This is a genomic window from Pseudoalteromonas sp. NEC-BIFX-2020_002, from assembly GCF_013002825.1.
Classification (GTDB): Bacteria; Pseudomonadota; Gammaproteobacteria; order Enterobacterales; family Alteromonadaceae; genus Pseudoalteromonas; species Pseudoalteromonas neustonica.
This window is the reverse complement of sequence record NZ_JABEPJ010000002.1, coordinates 374,054-393,328: the sequence shown is the minus strand read 5'-3', so window position 1 is coordinate 393,328 and position 19,275 is coordinate 374,054. Positions and strand designations below refer to the sequence as shown.

The window sequence follows — 19,275 nt, the reverse complement described above, 5'->3', positions numbered from 1 at the left end:
ATCACAACGATAAATAAAATTATCAGCTTTGAATGAGGTTACTTGATTAATTTACCTTTTTTAATACCCAATAGGTAGGATGAAATTTTTCAGGCTTTCTCAGTCTTTGGCTGTAAGTTGTACATGTAGACCTTGATAAAGCCAGTTTAGCTATATAGACGTCCATTGACTTTCATCTCTAAAATAATCACAATAGCGGCCTATTTTCAAGGTGCTTGCTTACCCTCTCAGTAGATATTTCAAAGAATTGAAACTAACAGCAAGATAATCGGGAAGTTGGTGCGTGTTCATGATGATCACAACCCCAACACTGCCCCCGCAACGGTAATGTGCACAGCACAGAGTCCGGAGACCGGCCTTGAAGTAAACTTAAAATAACTTGTGCGGCGGGCGCAGGTCAGGGGATGTCATGTTAATCAAATCTACTTTAGGTGTAGCAATTGCTGCTGCATTATCTTTTTCTGCCTCAGCAGAACAATCAATCGAACGCATTACCGTTACAGCGAATAAATTTGAGCAATCAATCACTGATGTACTAGCAAGCGTTGCCGTTATCGAGCGAAGTGATATAGAGCAAGCTAATTACAGAGATTTACCATCAATATTAAACACAATTGCTGGATTAGATGTTGTTCGTAATGGTGGTTTTGGCCAAAAAGCGGATGTGTTTGTACGTGGTGCAAGTGCAAAGCATGCTTTGATTTTAGTCAATGGTGTACGAATTAGTGACGGCAGCTCGGGCAGCGTATCATTAACGAATATACCCGTTAATAGTATCGAGCGAGTTGAGATTGTAAAAGGCGCAAGGGCTGCAATTTATGGCTCTGATGCAATGGCTGGTGTAATTAATATTATTACTCGCCAAGCAAGCAATAATACCGTATCAGCGACTCTAGGTAGTGATAGTTACTCTAACTATCAAGTGGCGGGTGGGCTTGTAAAAGATGCTATCACTTTTAATTATAACTTAGGTTATGAAGATACGGATGGTTACGATGTAACGGGTAAAGACCCATCAAAGCCCGTCACTAAAGACCATGATGATGACGGTTACACGAATAAAAACATTGGCTTTAACCTAGCATATAAAACCGATAATGTAGGTGAATTTAGTGCACTTAGCCAATATAGCGAAGGCCAAGGGGAATATGATAGCGCGCGGGGAAATGATGCATACGATTTTGAAAACTATATAGCTAAATTAGGTTGGAAAAAAAGTTCAGCTACCTACACGCAAAGTGCATCTGTGAGCTTATCACAAGAAGAAAATATCCAAACGGGCACAGATGTTCAGCAAATTTATAGCACTGAACGTATTGAATTTGAATACAGTGGACTCTACACCGTAACTGAAGAGTTAGATGTGACGGGGGGTTTTAACTACTTAAATGAAGATTTATCGGAATCGTCAGCTACATCATCTAAAGAAAAACGCGATAATGGAGCGTTGTTTGTGGGTGTATTTTACGACAATGATACATGGCTAGGTAATGCTGTAGTTAGAACAGATGATTATGATTTTCATGGACGTGCTAATACCTACACTACAGGTATTGGCTACAGAGCAAATAAGTCTGTAACCGTTCGTTTTAATCACGGCACTGCATTTAGAGCACCGTCATTAATCAACGCATTTGTAACCGAGAGCCAATGGTACGTACAGAATAAAAACATTAAACCTGAAGAAGCCGTTAATAATGAGCTTGGAGTTACGTTAGAAACCAAGTGGGGTCGTTACGATATTGCCATCTTCAATAATAAGATTACGAATTTAATCAGCAATATACAACACCCTGAGCTTAGTGGTAAATATGTTGCCACTAATATTGATAGAGTATCAATGCAAGGTGTTGAACTGTCGGCTGATTTTGAAGGGTTAGGTTTTCAACATAACGTTAACTTGAGCTTTTTAGATGCGAAAGACGAAACAACTAATAAAGATTTACCGCGTAGACCTTCGGAAACATTTAATTATACGCTAGGTAAAAATTGGGGTAATTTTGATGCTAATATAGCAATGCAGTATCGTTCATCACGTCCTTCAGCTTCATTTTTAGCGACTGAGTTACCAGCATTTACTGTGTTTAATATCGCTGCAAATTATCAGTTGTTAGATGAGTTATCTTTCCAAGTTCGCATTGAGAATATAACAGACAAAGCGTATTTTACTGCAGGAACTGGTACTGCTGAAAACGGTCAATTATTAGGTTATAACAGCGCAGGGCGACAATTCTTTATTGGTGCAAGTTACCAGTTTTAATCAAGTTTGAAGCATAAATATACAAGCCCGATACGTTACTGTGTCGGGCTTTTTTTGTGTATAAAAATGCGGTTAACTAACTAGGTATTTTTTATAGTCTTGCTCAAACTTTTTCAGTTTAGGTGCAATAAGCAAGCTGCAATAGCGTTGCTCTGGATTTTCGCTGTAGTAATCTTGGTGATACTGCTCTGCAGGATAATAAGTAACAGCAGGGCTTACTTCTGTCACTATGTCCTCACGTATTTGGCTTTGCAATTTTGCAATGTATGCATTTGTCTGCGCTTGCTGCTCATTATCATGATAATACACAACACTGCGGTACTGCGTGCCTATATCGTTACCTTGGCGGTTTAGTTGAGTTGCATCATGTAACGTAAAAAACATTGCTAATAAGGTTTCAAAGCTTACTACAGTGCTATCAAATTCAATCTGTACGACTTCAGCATGACCGCTCAATCCCGTGCATATTTGTTTGTAGCTAGGATCCGTCGTATCGCCCCCCGTGTAGCCTGAGCTTACATTTAAAACGCCTTGAACTCGTCTAAATGCAGCATCGATACACCAAAAACAGCCACCACCAAATGTTGCGGTTTGATTTGTTGTACTCATTATTTGCTCCTCAAAATTATTAACTGACGCAGGTTATCTAGCGTATCAGAAGAACGAGTAAGCTGGGCTTTTATTTCATCGAATCTGTGACGCAAAAATAGCGTTGCGACTAGCAGACGCAACGCTATTTTAATATTAAAGCTCTTTAAGAGGCTTTTCAGCTGCTTGTTGATTGATTTTTTGTTGTAAAAACTCTGGTGATTGCGTGTTACGAGCCAGTGCATAATAGGCCGCAGGAACGACGAATAGCGTGAGTATTGTCGCGACTATAACTCCCGTAAATACAACAACACCAATAACCATACGACTTTCTGCGCCGGGGCCTGATGCAAGCACTAGTGGTACGGCACTCATAACGGTCGTTAGTGAGGTCATAATTATAGGGCGTAAACGTTGGCTGGCAGCTTGTATAATTGCTTCACTAAATTCTACGCCTTTGTCACGTAGCTGGTTCGTAAACTCAACGATCAAAATACCATTTTTAGCACTGAGACCAATCAACATTACAATGCCTATTTGGCTGTAAATATTTAAAGTAAGCCCTGTTGCCCATAAACCAAACATCGCGCCCATTAATCCTAAAGGTACGGTTAGCATAATAACAAAAGGATGCATAAAACTTTCAAACTGAGCTGCTAATACCAAGAAGGTTACAGTCAGCGCTAGAATGAAAACATAGGTCATTGCTGATGCGCCTTCGTAATAAAGCTGCGACTCGCCTTTGTAATCAACGGCACCATCAATGTCATTTTCTTCCATCGCCACTTTGTTTAGAAAGTTAAGTGCTTCTTCTAGTGTGTAGCCATCCGCGAGGTTGGCACTGAGCGTGATGGCACGCATACGATTAAAGCGATTTAAACGCGACGCGGTGGCTTCTTCTTTAAGGCTTATTAAGCTATCAAGCGGGACCAGTTCACCACTGCGTGATTTTAAGTAAATATTGGCTATGTCGGTAGGATCTTTAAAGTCTGCTTTAGTTCCTTTTAAAATCACATCGTATTCTTCACCACGGTCAATAAACGTGGTAACGCGACGCTGCCCCAACATGGTCTCAAGCGTACGGCCCACATCAGAGACCGACACACCTAAATCAGCCGCTTTATTTTTATCAATGCTAACTAAAAATTGTGGGAATGTTTCTTTGTAATCATGATCGATTCTTACTAAGCCTGGGTTTTCCTCAGCGCGTTTAATAATGCGATCACGCCAATCGGCCAGTTGATCATAATCATTGCCTTGGAGTACAAACTCAATAGGGCGTGATGAGCCACCTCCGCCAATACCGCGGCGCATAATTGCAAAAGCGCGCACGTCAGTGACCTCGCGCATTTTACCGCTTATCTCATCCATGACTTCCCACGTTGAGCGTTTTCGTTCATCCCAGTCAGCCATGCCGATGATGGCAACACCGCCACTACCACCCCAACCAGGGACACGGACAAGCACACGACTTAACTCGCCTGACTCTGAGTAAGGCATTAAGCGTTCTTCAATTTTTGCCATGTTGGCGGCATTATTTTCGTAGCTTGCGCCTTCAGGGCCACTCATCATGATAAAGAAAGTTCCGCGATCTTCTTTTGGTGTTAGCTCAGATGGGATCTGTTGGAATAATGAATAACTAACAAAACCGGCAAGTAATAAAGTTAATGCTAACCCGCCAGAGCGAGTCATATTAGAGCGTAAAGCGTTTTGATAGCTGCGTTCTATTTTGCTAAATAGGCGATCCATGCCTTGGCTAAATTTACTTGGTTTTTCTGAGTGCTTTAATATTTTAGAGCATAATGCAGGGGAGAGTGTTAAGGCTGTTACGCTAGAGAAAAATACCGCAGCACTGACAGCCATAGCAAATTCAGTAAACAGCGCGCCAATACGGCCATCCATAAACACCAGTGGCACAAATACCGATATAAGCACTAATGTGGTTGCGATTATGGCAAAGCCAACTTCACGCGCGCCACGATAGGAGGCTAATAACGGTGGTTCACCTAGCTCGATACGGCGGTGAATATTTTCAAGCATCACAATCGCATCATCAACCACCAAGCCAATGGCCAGCACTAATGCGAGTAGAGTTAATAAGTTGATAGAGTAGCCCATCGCCAGTAAAAACATAAAACTACCCACTAATGCCACCGGTACTGTTACGGCAGGAATAAGTGTTGCACGAATATTACCTAAAAAGATGTAGATCACTAATACGACTAAGCCCATTGAAATAGCGAGCGTACTGTATACTTCGTTAATCGATTCATTGATGAAAATAGATGAGTCGTAACTGTCTTCAATTGTTGTACCTTCAGGGAGGTTGCGTTTGATTTTTTCAAGTTCGGCACGGGCATTATCAACAACGGTCAGTGTATTTGCTTTAGCTTGTTTTACAATACCAAGACCAATCATGTTGCGGCCATTACCGCGAAATAAACTTTCATCGTCAGCAGCTTCTAGGTGCACATCAGCGACTTCACCTAAACGCACAAGGTAACCGTCCTCACCGCGTTTTATGACAAGGTTTTGAAAGTCGCGCTGATCTTTATAGCTGCGAGCCGTTCGCACAGTAAAGTCACGGTCAATGGATTCAATTTCACCCGCAGGCAATTCAACATTTTCAGTACGTAGCGTATTTTCAATATCAACGCTGGTAATACCACGTGCTGCCATGGCTTGACGATTAAGCCATACCTTCATCGCATATTTACGCTCGCCGCCAACACGTACATTAGACACGCCATCAACGACGGCTAAACGGTCAACAATAAAGCGCTGGGCGTAGTCAGAAAGCTGCAATGAATCCATAGTGGTACTATTAAGTACAAACCAAGCAATAGGGCTTTCATCACTGTTAGATTTAGACACTTCAGGTGGGCGCACTTGCTCTGGAAGACTATCAAGTGCACGTGCTACTCGCTCACGTACGTCGTTTGATGCGGCATCAATATCGCGGTCAATATTAAACTCAATAGTAATATTTGAGCGCCCATTACGACTTGAAGAGTTAATACTTTTAATGCCTTCAATACCTGAAATACGATTTTCAAGTACTTGCGTTATTTTGGTCTCGATGATCTCAGCCGATGCACCAGAATATTGTGTGCTTACGCTAACAATAGGTGATTCAATATCAGGGTATTCACGCAGTGGCAGCATCGAAAATGCCACTAAACCAAATGTGAGTAACAATAAGTTGATAACAATCGCGAAGACAGGGCGTTTAACACTTGTATCAGTAATTTTCACAGATCACCCCTTCACTGTAACTTTACTGCCTGAACGAATTTTAATAATTCCTTCAGTCACAACAAGCTGGCCTGCACTAATTCCTTCATCAATTGCAACCCAGCCATTATGACGACCTGTTACATGCACCTCAACTTTAGTTGCGACACCATCCGTTATCTGAAAAACATAATGTTTGTCTTGTTGCGGAATAATCGCTTTTTCGGGCACCATTATTGCTTGATTTGAACTAAGCTCTAGTGCGGTATTAAGCAGCATACCAGGGCGTAATAAAGTATTGTTATTGGCAAAACTGGCTGTTACTTCAACACTGCGAGTTACGGCATCGATACGAGAGCTTACATGCGTTACTTTTCCTGTAAAGGTTGTGCCTGGGTAAGCGTCATTCTGTGTCATAACTTTCATACCAAGCTGTAATTGAGCTAAGTATTTTTCTGGTACTTTGAAATCAACTTTAATGATGCTGATATCATCTAAGGTGGTAATGGCGGTACTGTTATTAACGTATGCACCGACAGATATTTGACGTTTACCTAACACACCAGCAAACGGGGCTGTAATTGTCATTTCTGCTAATTTTGTTTTGGCATTATCTAATTTCGCTTCGGTAGCATCAACGCGTGATAACTGTTCTTCTAACAGTGATTTTGCCGTAGCTTGTGAGCGGGAAAGTTCCGTTAAACGTTGGAGTTGGCGCTTTTCTTCTCGTAGATTAATAGCTAGCTCTTTAACCGTTAGCTCTTCTTGTTGTGATTGTAACTGAGCGAGCTTTTGGCCTTTATTAACTAGATCACCATCTTTAAAGTAGATGTGAGTAATGTAATCATTTTGTGCGCTTTTTATATAAATTGCTTGATTAGCGCGTGCACTGCCGATAGCCTCAATAAGAATCGCATTTTCTTCACTTGCGACTGCGTGAGCCGTTACTTGTGTTGCCGAGTTTGTAAACCCAGATTGCTTACCTTGGCTGCTGGGTAAATAAAGATAAACCGATAACCCAATAAGTAGGGTAATAATAAATGGAAATAGCGCCTTGCCTGATTGCTTTGAGTACATCTTAGTAATACCAAAAAATTAATTGTATGTAGTGTACGAAATAACGGCGACAAAGAGCTGTCACGTATCTCGTAAATTTGTGCATTAGGCGTAAAAATAAAATTAATTACCTATTTGTACCTGTTTTTTATTTTAAAAGAGAGTGTTATGAAGTTTTCTACTACCTGTCGTCGTTGCTTGAAAATGCGAAAAATAGTACTTTGGGCAATTATTATGTTTGTTTTTTACATGGTTTTTTATCGTTATGGCTAAACTTAAGTCTGACCCTGGGGTTTTAAAGCTACGGGCTCAAGGTGCTTGTCATGGCATAGAAATTTTGCTGGTTGGTGCTTTTGGTGTAATATTTATTATGCTTTTTAACTTACTGCGCCCAGGTGAGATTAGTATCGTCGAAATATTTTTAATAAGTATGTCGATTGCCGCTGTGTTTGTTGGTTTTTTGAAAACCCAAGAACCTTTTTATAGTTTAATAATGGCAGAACAGTATCTTAGGTATGAACATAAATACGGGTATTGGGCTTTAACGCATGCTAATTTTAATCATGCGGGTATACCTAAAACCGACCAAACATTGGAAAAACTTGAGTTAAATGCTGTAGGTATTAAACTTAACGATACAGATGAATTTTTATTGCAGCTATCTCCAAGAATTGCTGGTAAATTATTAATTGAGCAGCGCCATCTTTTTATGCAGGCAGTCCAAAAACATTGCAAAAATGGCAATTGCCCATCAGAATGGTTAAGTGAAGATAATTTTTATACCTCTACCAATGGTCGCAACTTTAATGGATTAATCGCAATGTTCGCAAATAGAATGCGACATTTAGAGCAACTTACAGGGTATGATTTATTGTTGCCCGCGAGTGTATTAGACAGAAATATCTGGGATTTCTGCCAAAGTTTAAATACCTGGAAAAGAAACCCTAGGGTATTTATTGAGTCCCAATTAAAGGCGAAAAGCCAAAATAGATGTTAGTAGGATGAAGCGATGAGTCAAGATAGATCTTTTATTAAAAGTGGCCGAAATACAATAATCCACAAAGAGAAAAAACTCGATTTAGTTATCGTGAACTCTGAAACTCACCCTAAAATAAAAGTTACTCAAAACGGTTTAGAGCCATTTAAAGAAGATCTGCCAAAAAATCGCCGTGAGGCAAAAGAGCGTTACTTAGACATGGTTTATATTGGCAGTGCTGATGTGTTTGGTGAAGAAAAACGTTTATTGTTCATTCAGGCATTGGATGGGCGTGAATACAAAGTAGATTATAGTAAAATCGGTACTAAACTGTTTGTTCGTATTCATCAAGATAGTTATTTATAGTATTTACTTCTTACTGGCACTGTAGTTGCTTAATATATAAATTAGCGTAGATTTTAATACTACGGAATTTATTTGGTTAAGATGAGGACGCAGTGTATGAAATCCCCTTTAATGGTTTGTTCACTTTTAGGTTTATTGACAGCGTGTGGTGGAGGCGGAGGAGGTAATGATAACCCCGTTATTGCTGCATCAGTGAATGCAGGTGTTGATCAACAAATTATCGAAAAAAGCGAATTTACAATCGAAGCGAAAGGCTCTCCTGTTGACGGTACATACACGTGGCAAAGAGTGAGTGGTCCAATAGTTGAAGGTTTTCCTTTAGAAGGCGCTTCTCAAACCGTACTTGCCCCTGACATTAAAGTCGACAGTGAGCTTGTGCTGCGTGTTAACTATCAAAGTCCAGATGGTAAGTTAGTCAGCGATGATGTGCTGATTAGTATTCAGTCGAATAACCAACTTCCTCAAGCAGTCGTAACCCAAACTGCACCCACAATACTGCCGTCAGTTTATCAAGATACAATTACTTTAAGTGCAGCTACATCAATCGATCCAGATGAAAATGGCAGTATTAGTAGCTACAACTGGCAAAAAATTGCAGGTCCAACACTCGAAATCAGTGATTATAAAAGCCAAACTATTAGCTTTACTCATCCGTTGTTGGATAAAAACACCACGGTAATATGGCAGTTGACCGTTGTTGATGATGAAGGCGGTGAGGCAAGTACGCAGCATACTCATATACTTAATAAAACAAATAATGTGGTGATAGCTAAAGCGGGTGAAGATCAAAGTGTTATTGAGCTTGAAAAAGTAACGTTAAATGCAACGAATAGCGAAGTAGTGACCACAACATTTAATTGTCAGTGGGAGCAAACCGTTGGAAGCGTTTCATTAGATAACCAAGATCAATGTATAACTTCGTTTATAGCCCCGACAACCGATGCAGTTAATACCATGACATTTGAAGTGACGGTTACAGACAGTCAAGGACGTTCGGATAGTGATACCGTTGATGTTGTTGTGAACTCAAAACCACTGGGCTTGATCAATGATACTGGTATGGCAAAATGCTTTAATAATACCCAAGAAATAGCGTGTACTAGTCCTGACTTTCCACGCCAAGACGCCGCGTTAGGACGCGATAGTGTTGTGGGTACGCATATAGATAAAGTTGGCAAAGGCGAGCTGGCATTTGATTTCACCAAACTCAATGAATTCGCCGATGAAATTGCTGACGATGCAGCGGACTTTAGCTGTATTCGCGATAATGTTAGTGGCTTAATTTGGGAAGTGAAAAGCCCTAACACAGGCACACTGCCAAGTAGTACACAACTTCGAGAAGGGCAAAATCACTACACGTGGTATTTAACAAGCAGTAATGGCATACAGCAGGGCAGTGTGGCGGGCTCTTCAGATACGTGTTCAACAATATCTCATTGTGGCCTACAAGCTTATGTTGATGCCGTTAATAGCCTAGATTACTGTGGCGGAACAAACTGGCGTGTACCAACTTACCCGGAGTTATTGAGTTTGTTAGATTACTCAAAACAGGGGCAATCTGTGCTTATTGATAGTGATTTTTTCCCTAATACACCAAGTGTCAGTTTACTCACTCATTTACGCTATTGGAGTGCGCAAACAGCTGCTGATGGCACCAGTTTATCGCAGGCTTATATTATTGATATGAATGATGGTAATGACTTGGCGTATCCAAAAAATAATACTGCATTTGTCCGCTTAGTAAGAACAGCAGGAGAATCACAATGAAAATAGCCTTAATCAGTCTTTTACTCTTGAGCCCTGTAATGGCCGTTGCGCAATCTTGTTATGATGGTATCCCAGAAACAACACCCACAGAGCGTTTTACAGTTAATACGGATGGTACGATAAGTGACAGCGTTACAGGATTAATGTGGCAAAGCTGTAGTTATGGACAAACTTATAATAGTGATAGTGGTTTATGTGAGAATAATGCACTAAAAATTACTTGGCAAGAAGCATTACGGGGAGCTGTAAATGATCGCACCGGTAATTATAGCGATTGGCAAGTACCAAGTATTAAAGAACTCGCTAGTATATTAGAGCACCGCTGCGTTACCCCTAGTATTAATGAGAGCGTTTTCAAAGGCAATAAAAGTGAAAACTACTGGACTAATACGTCGGGGATAGCTGATAAAACATTTGCATGGGTGTATCAATTTGATAAAGGGCTTAACAGCCTACATGCAAAAACTTCTAATGTTTATTTGCGCTTTGTTCGTTATGAAAAATAAATATCTTTAACGAAAGTAACGTTTAAATACTTCTAACCGCGCATGTTCTAGCGCGGTTTTTATATCTGCGCCTTTAATGCCTTGGTCAATAAATTGCTTTGGGTTGATTGCTCTTGCTTCTTTGCTGGCTTGAAGCAGTAATTGCTGATTTTTAATTACTGAACAATTAGCTATCTCTATGGCCTTAAGTACGGCACTAAAGCGTTCAGGACGTCGCCATAAATCAAGCTTATTACAGCTAAATAAAAGCTGTTCAGGGTGTATTGTAGCGCTTGTTAAAACATCTTGATGCTGCGAGGCATGCAGGGCAAGATCACGTACATCATTAGGTAACCTAATTGCTTTAGCGATTGCGCTTATTTCATCGCTATTGAGTTTGCTCGTGGTTTGGCTAAATAGCAGCGCATTGTCGGTAATATTATATTTTTTAGCATACTCAAAGCGTGCTTGCAGCTTTTGGAATAGCTGATCATTCCATATATTTGCTAAAGCGGGGCTAATCACACTAAGCGCGTTGAGATGTGCCAGCGTATTTAAAAAATGATCAAAAGCACCATCGGTCAATGACTTTTCGCATTCTAGCCAAATGCGTTCAGGTGTTAGAGTATTTAATTCACCGCGTTCGACCATTGCCTTTAATAAGCTTTGTGTCTCTTTTGCAATTGTAAAACCAAGATAGTGATAACGCGCAGCAAAGCGAGCGATGCGAAGTATACGTAGCGGATCTTCACTAAATGCTTGTGAAACATGACGTAAAATACGAGCATCTAAATCTCGTTTTCCGTGATAAGGGTCTATTAAGCTACCATCTTCTGCTTTTGCAATTGCATTTACAGTTAAATCTCTACGGCGCAAGTCATCTTCAAGGGTTACATCGGGAGAAAACTCACATACAAAACCTGTGTACCCTTTTCCTTGTTTACGCTCTGTGCGGGCGAGCGCGTATTCGTCTTTGGTTTGTGGGTGCAAAAAAACAGGAAAATCTTTACCGACCTGTTGATAGCCTTGCTTGAGTAGTTGCTCCGAAGTTGCACCGACGATTACATAGTCACATTCCTTGATGACCCGCCCTAATAGTTCATCACGAACTGCTCCACCGACCAAATAAACTTGCATATTTCACCCTAAGTATTAACTGTGCAGGTTATTTTACGTTATTTCACGAATAAAATGCTAACAAGGTTTTCACTTAGCGCATTTTTTTGCCATTATAGACGCTGATTTACTAAGCAAGGATATTTAGGGTGTATTTAAGCTATTTTGGCTTGTCAGAAAAACCGTTTTCAATCGCGCCGAATCCACAGTACTTATTTTTAAGTGAACGCCATAAAGAAGCTTTAGCGCATTTGACCTATGGGTTAGGCGAAGCGGGAGGGTTCGTTTTATTAACTGGCGAAGTGGGTACGGGTAAAACTACGCTAACGCGAAGCTTGCAAGATCAGTTGCCTGAAAATACCCAAGTGGCATTAATTTATAATCCCGCACTTTCTGAATTAGAGTTATTAGCCAGTATTTGTGATGGATTTAGTATTGGTTATGATGAGCAAAATGCGACTCTAAAAACGTTAACAGATGCAATTAAAAAACACTTAGAAGCAAATCATGCTAGTGGTGGCCATACAATTTTAATCATTGATGAGGCACAGCTGCTATCGCCCGATGTATTAGAACAGCTACGTTTGTTAACGAATATAGAAACGAACCATAAAAAATTATTACAAATAGTATTAATTGGTCAGCCTGAATTAAACGATTTACTTAAACGTAATGAGTTGCGTCAATTGGCACAGCGGATCACGGCTCGCTATCATTTACTGCCATTAACGCAAGGGCAAACATTTGCCTATGTAAAACACCGACTTTACGTTGCAGGTTGTGATCGTACAATTTTCACTCAAGATGCATTAAAGGCATTATACTTGCTGACCATGGGCGTTCCACGGTTAGTTAACTTATTGTGTGAGCGATGTTTAGTAGGCGCATTTTCTAAGCAACTCATGATGATAGATAGCGATATCGTGATGCGTTCAGCACAAGAGGCTTTGCCGCCAACAACGTTAAGCAGTGAACTAAAGACTGATAAAACATCTTACCATTGGCTTTTCCCTGTGGCTTTTTTAGTCGTGCTTAGTATGGGTATTGGCTTGTCGTTTATTTTTTAGTAGTGGTAATTTATGTCGTATTTATTAGATGCATTAAAACAATCGCAACAACATGATGAAGCTGCAGCGCATGATCGCACTGCTGAGCAAGAAAAACAGCAAAAAGAGTTACAGCGTTATCGTTTCATTGCTATCTCATTGGGTTTACTAGTCGGCTTTATATTGACACTCATGGCTGGCTTTTCAATTGGTAAATGGTTGCAGAACAGTCAAGGTGATGCACTCGTAGCGTCAGATAAAATTATTGCTGTTGGCGTAGAAGAAGAAAAGAAAAACGATGCGGTCCCAAAAATAACGAATCAAGTGCCCGTTAATAACACTACGGCGCAACCAACAGTCAGTGCGGTTGTGCCGCAAATTGTAGCACAGCCACAACCACAGATAGTTCAGCCAATTAATCAGCAAATACCTCAACAAAACTCGGGTCAATACCAGTGGGTGCAAGTACCTGTAAATACAGTGCCGACTTATTCGCAAAGTCAACCAATGCTAGTACAAACACCGAATGGCTATCAGCAGGTTTATACCGCGCCACCTCAGCAACAATATAACCCGAATGTAATGCAAGTACAGCAAGCACCAAATACCAGCGCTAGCAGTATCGATATGAGCAAATACAAAGTATTAGGTAAGCCGTTAGGCGAACAAGCACCGGCCAAACCTAAACCAGTAGCTACCGTGACCGAAGAAGAGTTAGAGATTGTACCTACAGCCCTTAAAAATGCATTTGCACGTGCCATTGAAGATACGCAAAATACGCAGACTCATCAAATAACGCAAGGGACTAAAAATTCATCTTATGCAGAACCGATAGAGTTGTTACCCGATGCTTTATTGGCTTTAATACCACAGATTAAGTATCAAGCGCATATCTACTCATCATCACCGGATAAACGTTGGGTGAAACTTAATAACCGTGAGTTATATGAAGGCGATAGAATGGGCGACTTTAGAATTTTAGAGATCACCCCCGAGCAAACCGTATTGAGCTTTGATGATTATGAGTTTAGCTTAAAGGCGCTGCAAGATTGGCCACAGTAGGGGGATTAACTCCCGAGTATCTACATGGATGTATAGACGTGAGCAGGACATGGAAGCTTTGCTCGACTTTTACTTAGCCCACTCGATTACAAATTACACGCCGCGATTAAATCGCCCTTAGATTGAACAAATTTTAATCCTGACGGGTCAATGGATCTTAAGGCAAAATTGAATGTTTAAAAAAGCGAATTAAATCAATATTAAAATCTGCGGGTTTGACTGCACCTTCTAACGCATCTTGGTTGCGACTGTGAGCAAGATCAATATCTTGCACTTCAGTATAGCGTGCGTGTTTGGCATGATAAAACGTTTTTACTTGAGGTTTGAGTGGGCTTGCAGGGTTACTTTTAGTAACCAACCCCACTTTTTGACTCGATAGTTTAACTAAGGTGCCAACAGGATGAATACCTATGCATTGAATAAACTTAGTGAGTAACTCGCCATCAAAACTGTCAGGGCAACCGTCTTTTAATATTTTAAAGGCTTTTATTGGCTCCATACCTGCTTTGTACACACGCTCAGCTGTAAGTGCATCATATACATCAACAATAGAGGACATACGCACGTATTGGCTTATTTCATTCGCAGGTTTACCAAATGGGTAACCGCTGCCATCTAAACGCTCATGATGAAAACCTGCAATATCGACAGCGATCCCGGTTAGTCCTGCTTTTTCTAAAATTTGCTTACTAAAGAGTGCATGATCTTGAATAACTTTATATTCTTGTTCGGTTAGCTTACCAGGCTTATTTAAAATTTCATCGGGGATCTGAATTTTTCCAATATCATGTAGGAGAGCGCCTGTAGCGAGCTCTTCGATGAGATCTTTTTCAAAGCCTAAGTGTTTGGCAAAAATACTTATTAAAATAGAAACATTGATTGAATGCTCTAATAGGTAGGTGTCTTTTTCACGCATACGAGTGATACATGCAAGCGCATCTTGATTGCGAAATACAGAATCTATAAAGCCGTTCGCTAATTCTTTAAATGGTGCAATATCAATTGTATTACCTGCTTTAATATCGGTAAATGCTTTGCTTTGCAGTTGTTTTGCTTCTGTATAAAGCCTATTGGCTTTATGCATTTCTTGTTCGACACTATTAGCTGTTAGCCAAGGATCACGTTGCTTGGGGGTATCGTCAATAATTTCATCACAAGCATGCTCTGTACTCGGATCTACGATGGTTTTATCAGGATCAATTTCAACCTCTAATATACCGGCTTTAATAAGTTTATCGATCCCTGTTTGCGTTTTAACCCAACCTTGGTTTTTGATCTTAATTTTTCCAGTTTGTTTCGTCACGTTCTGAACAAACATACCAGGGAGAAGTTGATTAATAGGGATGGTCTTCAAATTATTTACTTCGTTAAAGTGGTTGTTCTTTAAACCTAGCAAACTTTTGCTTATAACTGTAGTAATAGACATGAAAAAGGGCGCTATTTAGCGCCCTTTAGTACTTATTACGTATTTATTCGTCGTCTTCTACTAACGTCATTAGCGATGTATTACCGCCAGAGGCTGTTGTATCAATACTTATAGTCTTTTCTGTGACTAAGCGCTTGATTAGCGTGTCGTAGTATTCTGAGCTTATCACTGGCAATATCGCACCTTTGCGTCCTGCAAGCTGTTGGCTAAAGTAACCTAAACGAGAAGAACGAGCGGCAACTACTGCGCCGGCTAAATGAGGGTGTGCTAAAAGCGCTTGCAACTGGTTAGGTTTAGCTACTTGTAAAACACCTTCAGCAACGCCGGTAGAGATAAATTTATCTTTAAAGGCAACCGCTTCGTCATAGAATATTTCAGAGGCTACAGTGATTACAGTATTACCGGCAGCGAGTGCTGTGATAATTGAAATTGCCCAGAAATTAAATGACGTGCTCTTATCCGCATAACACACTACACAACCACGCGCTTCAAGGTGCAGGGTATTTGATTCACCCGTTGGCCCAGGCAACGTTGTATGTTTGCGCATGTGTTTTTCAAGACGGTTAAGCTGTGCACGTGCATCGGCAAGTGTAAGGGCTAAATCGTCCGCAAGCTCGTCAATAATGTCAACAGTTGCTATTTTAGCCAGTAGTTGACGTACCGCAGAAACGCGGTCATTAAGAGGTGTTGCGCGCCAGATTTTCTCGTCACGCATTGAGTTGGCCATTAACTTTTCAACTTGCTCATTTGCACCCGAGTAGTGGTGTAAATCAAGCTCGTCAGGCGTTAGGTTAGTCATTTGTACGTTATCTGGCGATGCTTTTTCTTTCACTAAACGTTGTAGGTAGTTAGGGCCACCTGCTTTAGGACCTGTGCCAGAAAGGCCACGGCCACCAAATGGTTGCACACCAACGATTGCACCAATCATGTTACGGTTAACGTAAACATTGCCCGCACGCGACATTTTCGCTAAGTATTCACAACGCTCTTCTATGCGTGAATGAATACCCATTGTTAGGCCAAACCCAGTGTTGTTAATTTGATCAATTACGTTATCAAGGTCTGAACCTTTAAAGCGAATGATGTGAACACATGGGCCAAATACTTCACGTTTAAGCACTGACAAATCTTTGATTTCGTATAAACGAGGAGCAAAGAAATACGCGCCATTTTCGCTATTATCTGGAATATCACATTGATAATGCAGTGTTGCGTTACCTTTTAGGTACTCCACATGATCGTTTAAGTTCTTAAGCGCTTTTTCATCGATTACAGGACCAATGTCGGTTGATAGCAATGAAGGGTCGCCTACGTGTAACTCTTTAAGCGCGCCTTTGATCATCTCAATCACGCCATCAGCAATGTCTTCTTGTAAAAATAATACACGAAGCGCAGAACAACGTTGGCCGGCACTTTGAAAGCCAGAACTGATCACATCATCAACAACTTGCTCAGGTAGCGCTGTAGAATCGACGATCATACAGTTTTGGCCACCTGTTTCGGCAATGAGTGGTACTTGAATATCGTTACGAGCAGCAAGAGTTTGCGAAATGATTGTGCCGGTTTCAGTTGAACCAGTAAACATAACAGCTTGAATACGTTCATCAGGAACAATTGTTTTACCCACATCGCTACCGCGAGCTACTACAGCCTGTACAACAAACTCAGGTAAGCCAACAGATAACATAAGTTCGATAGTACGTAGTGCAATATAACTTGTTTGCTCAGCTGGTTTTGCAATTACGGTGTTACCCGTTACGATTGCAGCGGCAACTTGACCTAAAAAGATTGCCAGTGGGAAGTTCCATGGGCTGATACATAAGATCACGCCACGGGCTTCAAAACGCTCATCTTCACTTAGCTCTTCAGCGCGTGCTGCGTAGTAGCGACAAAAATCAACGGCTTCACGTACTTCATCAATACCGTCTTGCGCTATTTTACCAGCTTCTTTGATACAAATAGCCACAAGCTCATCGTGATGACGCTCTAAAATATCAGCAATGCGGCGCAGTAAATTAGCACGATCTTTTACAGGTGTTTGTGACCATGATTCAAACGCTGTTTCAGCATTGCTTAGCAAGGTCAGCATGTCATCACTAGAGTGTAGTTTGACGTGACCAATGATTTCTTGATGATTTGCAGGGTTTTTAACGGCTAATGAACCTTCAGGTACATCAGTTGCTGCAATACGGTGCTCTGTAAACCAAGTATCAAGATTTTCTTTGAATGGCGTAATGATATTGATATCAGTTAAGTCCATGCCTTTTGAGTTTGCACGTTCTTCGCCATATAAATCAATTGGCATTTTGATTTGTGTATTGTACTTGTTACGTAAGCCTTGGAGTGTTTCAACCGGATCCGGCAGTAACGATTCAACAGGTTTAGTAGTATCAACAATCGCATTTACGAATGAAGAGTTTGCACCGTTTTCAAGTAAACGACGAACCAAATAAGCAAGTAGATCTTCGTGTTGGCCTACTGGAGCATACACACGACACTGGATTTTTTCTTCAGTAACGATTTGATCAAATAATGATTCGCCCATACCGTGTAAACGTTGAAATTCAAAACCTTGGTTATCACCTTTTGCAACTTCTAAAATAGTCGCTGCAGTGTAAGCATTGTGTGTTGCAAACTGTGGATAAAGCACATCACGTGCTTCAAGTAATTTAATTGCACAGGCTTTGTAAGAAACATCAGTGGTTGCTTTACGTGTAAATACAGGAAAGTGATCTAAACCATCTTGTTGTGTGGTTTTGATTTCGGTATCCCAGTATGCGCCTTTAACTAAACGTACCATCATCTTACGGCCAACGCGGCTGGCAAGTTCAGTTAACCATTCAATCACAAAAATTGCGCGTTTTTGGTACGCTTGTACTGCTAAGCCAAAACCATTCCAATCAGCTAGGTCATCATCGCTAAATACAGCTTCGATGACATCAAGCGAGATATCAAGACGGTCAGCTTCTTCAGCATCAACGGTAAAGCCAATGTCATAGCTTTTAGCAACCATTGCTAGCTCTTTGAGCTTAGGCACGATCTCGTTCATCACGCGTTCTTTATGCGTGAATTCATAACGAGGATGAATTGCAGAAAGCTTTACAGATATGCCTGGACTTTTTACTGGACCACGGCCATTAGCGGCTTTACCTATGGCATGAATCGCATTCATATAGCTATTGAAGTAGCGATCCGCATCTTTCATGGTGCGCGCGCCTTCACCTAGCATATCGTATGAGTATACATAGCCTTTTTGTTCTTTTTCAGCAGCACGTTCGATAGCTTCGTCAATCGTACGGCCCATAACGAACTGCTTACCCATGATTTTCATGGCAAAATTTACTGATTTGCGAATAACCGGTTCGCCTAAGCGACCAATCGTTTTCTTCAATACACCAAACTGCTGTTCTTTGGTTTTATCAGTGTAGTTAACCATTTTACCGGTAACTAATAGACCCCAAGATGATGCGTTTACAAATAACGAATCACTGCTACCTAGGTGAGAGCTCCAGTCGCCTTTTGCAAGCTTATCGCGGATCAAGGTATCTTGAGTTGCTTTATCTGGCACACGTAGCAGGGCTTCTGCTAAACACATTAATACCACACCTTCTTCACTCGAAAGTGAGAATTCATTTAATAGTGCATCAACACCGCTTTGACCATCTTGATCACGACGAATATTGTGAACTATCTGACGAGCACGTTCCCATGCGCGGCTACGGGCTTTAACGCCTACTTCGGCAAGGGGTAAAATGTGATCAATTACAGCATTTTCGTCAATGCGGTAAAAGTCACGGATCTTTTGTCGAATTGGACACGTTGTTGTCAAATCGCCGTTGAATAACATAAGTAACCTCTGGTGTGTGGAGTCTTGCAGCTAAAAAAGTATGCTG

13 protein-coding genes and 1 riboswitch are annotated in these 19,275 nt (G+C 40.9%); of the genes, 7 read left to right on the top strand and 6 right to left on the bottom strand.

Going from position 1 to position 19,275, the window contains the following annotated elements; translation table 11 throughout:
* Positions 1 to 193 precede the first annotated feature (193 nt).
* A riboswitch (cobalamin riboswitch) is annotated at positions 194 to 375 on the top strand.
* A 34-nt stretch (positions 376 to 409) separates the two neighbouring features.
* Positions 410 to 2,260, top strand: coding sequence for a TonB-dependent receptor domain-containing protein (locus tag HJP15_RS03980; protein ID WP_170173115.1), 1,851 nt, complete (start codon positions 410 to 412; stop codon positions 2,258 to 2,260).
* Between the two features lie 72 nt (positions 2,261 to 2,332).
* On the opposite strand, the gene msrA is transcribed toward HJP15_RS03980, so the two are convergent.
* From msrA to HJP15_RS03965, 3 genes are all read right to left on the bottom strand, one after another.
* Positions 2,333 to 2,869, bottom strand: a complete 537-nt coding sequence (gene msrA / locus HJP15_RS03975) for a peptide-methionine (S)-S-oxide reductase MsrA (protein ID WP_054204317.1) — start codon at positions 2,867 to 2,869, stop codon at positions 2,333 to 2,335.
* Between the two features lie 135 nt (positions 2,870 to 3,004).
* Entirely contained in the window at positions 3,005 to 6,103 is a 3,099-nt protein-coding gene (locus HJP15_RS03970) for an efflux RND transporter permease subunit (RefSeq protein WP_170173114.1), read from the bottom strand.
* Positions 6,104 to 6,106: 3 nt separating this feature from the next.
* Entirely contained in the window at positions 6,107 to 7,159 is a 1,053-nt protein-coding gene (locus HJP15_RS03965; protein WP_170173113.1) for an efflux RND transporter periplasmic adaptor subunit, read from the bottom strand.
* 244 nt (positions 7,160 to 7,403) lie between these two features.
* Between HJP15_RS03965 and HJP15_RS03960 the strand changes: the two genes are divergently transcribed.
* The 4 genes from HJP15_RS03960 (at position 7,404) to HJP15_RS03945 (ending at position 10,753) form a co-directional block, all read left to right on the top strand.
* Positions 7,404 to 8,135, top strand: coding sequence for a DUF2982 domain-containing protein (locus HJP15_RS03960; protein WP_170173112.1), 732 nt, complete (start codon positions 7,404 to 7,406; stop codon positions 8,133 to 8,135).
* Between the two features lie 12 nt (positions 8,136 to 8,147).
* Positions 8,148 to 8,480, top strand: a complete 333-nt coding sequence (locus tag HJP15_RS03955) for a hypothetical protein (protein ID WP_054204313.1) — start codon at positions 8,148 to 8,150, stop codon at positions 8,478 to 8,480.
* Positions 8,481 to 8,576: 96 nt separating this feature from the next.
* Positions 8,577 to 10,247: an Lcl C-terminal domain-containing protein gene (locus HJP15_RS03950; RefSeq protein ID WP_170173111.1), complete on the top strand. Its 1,671-nt coding sequence runs from the start codon at positions 8,577 to 8,579 to the stop codon at positions 10,245 to 10,247.
* Complete coding sequence (locus tag HJP15_RS03945) at positions 10,244 to 10,753, top strand: Lcl C-terminal domain-containing protein (protein WP_054204311.1); 510 nt, start codon at positions 10,244 to 10,246, stop codon at positions 10,751 to 10,753. The genes HJP15_RS03950 and HJP15_RS03945 overlap by 4 nt, the downstream gene beginning before the upstream one ends.
* A 6-nt stretch (positions 10,754 to 10,759) precedes the next feature.
* Here HJP15_RS03945 and HJP15_RS03940 read toward each other — a convergent pair whose 3' ends face one another.
* Positions 10,760 to 11,869, bottom strand: coding sequence for a tRNA nucleotidyltransferase/poly(A) polymerase-related protein (locus tag HJP15_RS03940; RefSeq protein WP_170173110.1), 1,110 nt, complete (start codon positions 11,867 to 11,869; stop codon positions 10,760 to 10,762).
* Between the two features lie 128 nt (positions 11,870 to 11,997).
* On the opposite strand from HJP15_RS03940, the gene HJP15_RS03935 reads away from it, so the two are divergent.
* Together HJP15_RS03935 and HJP15_RS03930 are read left to right on the top strand one after the other, a co-directional pair.
* Entirely contained in the window at positions 11,998 to 12,915 is a 918-nt protein-coding gene (locus HJP15_RS03935) for an ExeA family protein (protein WP_054204309.1), read from the top strand.
* Positions 12,916 to 12,927: 12 nt separating this feature from the next.
* On the top strand, positions 12,928 to 13,956 hold the full coding sequence (locus tag HJP15_RS03930) for a general secretion pathway protein GspB (protein ID WP_170173109.1): 1,029 nt from the start codon (positions 12,928 to 12,930) through the stop codon (positions 13,954 to 13,956).
* A gap of 157 nt (positions 13,957 to 14,113) precedes the next feature.
* Here the strand turns inward: HJP15_RS03930 and HJP15_RS03925 are convergent, their stop codons facing one another.
* Both HJP15_RS03925 and putA read right to left on the bottom strand, forming a co-directional pair.
* Positions 14,114 to 15,310: a cyclic di-GMP phosphodiesterase gene (locus tag HJP15_RS03925; protein WP_170173139.1), complete on the bottom strand. Its 1,197-nt coding sequence runs from the start codon at positions 15,308 to 15,310 to the stop codon at positions 14,114 to 14,116.
* Between the two features lie 115 nt (positions 15,311 to 15,425).
* Positions 15,426 to 19,229 carry a bifunctional proline dehydrogenase/L-glutamate gamma-semialdehyde dehydrogenase PutA gene (gene putA, locus HJP15_RS03920; protein ID WP_170173108.1) on the bottom strand — a complete coding sequence of 1,268 codons (3,804 nt, stop codon included), beginning with the start codon at positions 19,227 to 19,229 and terminating at the stop codon, positions 15,426 to 15,428.
* Positions 19,230 to 19,275 lie beyond the last annotated feature (46 nt).

Excerpts from the sequence above, each read along its gene's own strand:
- HJP15_RS03950 (WP_170173111.1), top strand. The coding sequence starts at position 8,577 with ATGAAATCCCCTTTAATGGTTTGTTCACTTTTAGGTTTATTGACAGCG.
- putA (WP_170173108.1), bottom strand. The coding sequence starts at position 19,229 with ATGTTATTCAACGGCGATTTGACAACAACGTGTCCAATTCGACAAAAG.
- HJP15_RS03955 (WP_054204313.1), top strand. The coding sequence starts at position 8,148 with ATGAGTCAAGATAGATCTTTTATTAAAAGTGGCCGAAATACAATAATC.
- HJP15_RS03945 (WP_054204311.1), top strand. The coding sequence starts at position 10,244 with ATGAAAATAGCCTTAATCAGTCTTTTACTCTTGAGCCCTGTAATGGCC.
- HJP15_RS03965 (WP_170173113.1), bottom strand. The coding sequence starts at position 7,159 with ATGTACTCAAAGCAATCAGGCAAGGCGCTATTTCCATTTATTATTACC.
- HJP15_RS03980 (WP_170173115.1), top strand. The coding sequence starts at position 410 with ATGTTAATCAAATCTACTTTAGGTGTAGCAATTGCTGCTGCATTATCT.
- msrA (WP_054204317.1), bottom strand. The coding sequence starts at position 2,869 with ATGAGTACAACAAATCAAACCGCAACATTTGGTGGTGGCTGTTTTTGG.
- HJP15_RS03940 (WP_170173110.1), bottom strand. The coding sequence starts at position 11,869 with ATGCAAGTTTATTTGGTCGGTGGAGCAGTTCGTGATGAACTATTAGGG.
- HJP15_RS03960 (WP_170173112.1), top strand. The coding sequence starts at position 7,404 with ATGGCTAAACTTAAGTCTGACCCTGGGGTTTTAAAGCTACGGGCTCAA.
- HJP15_RS03930 (WP_170173109.1), top strand. The coding sequence starts at position 12,928 with ATGTCGTATTTATTAGATGCATTAAAACAATCGCAACAACATGATGAA.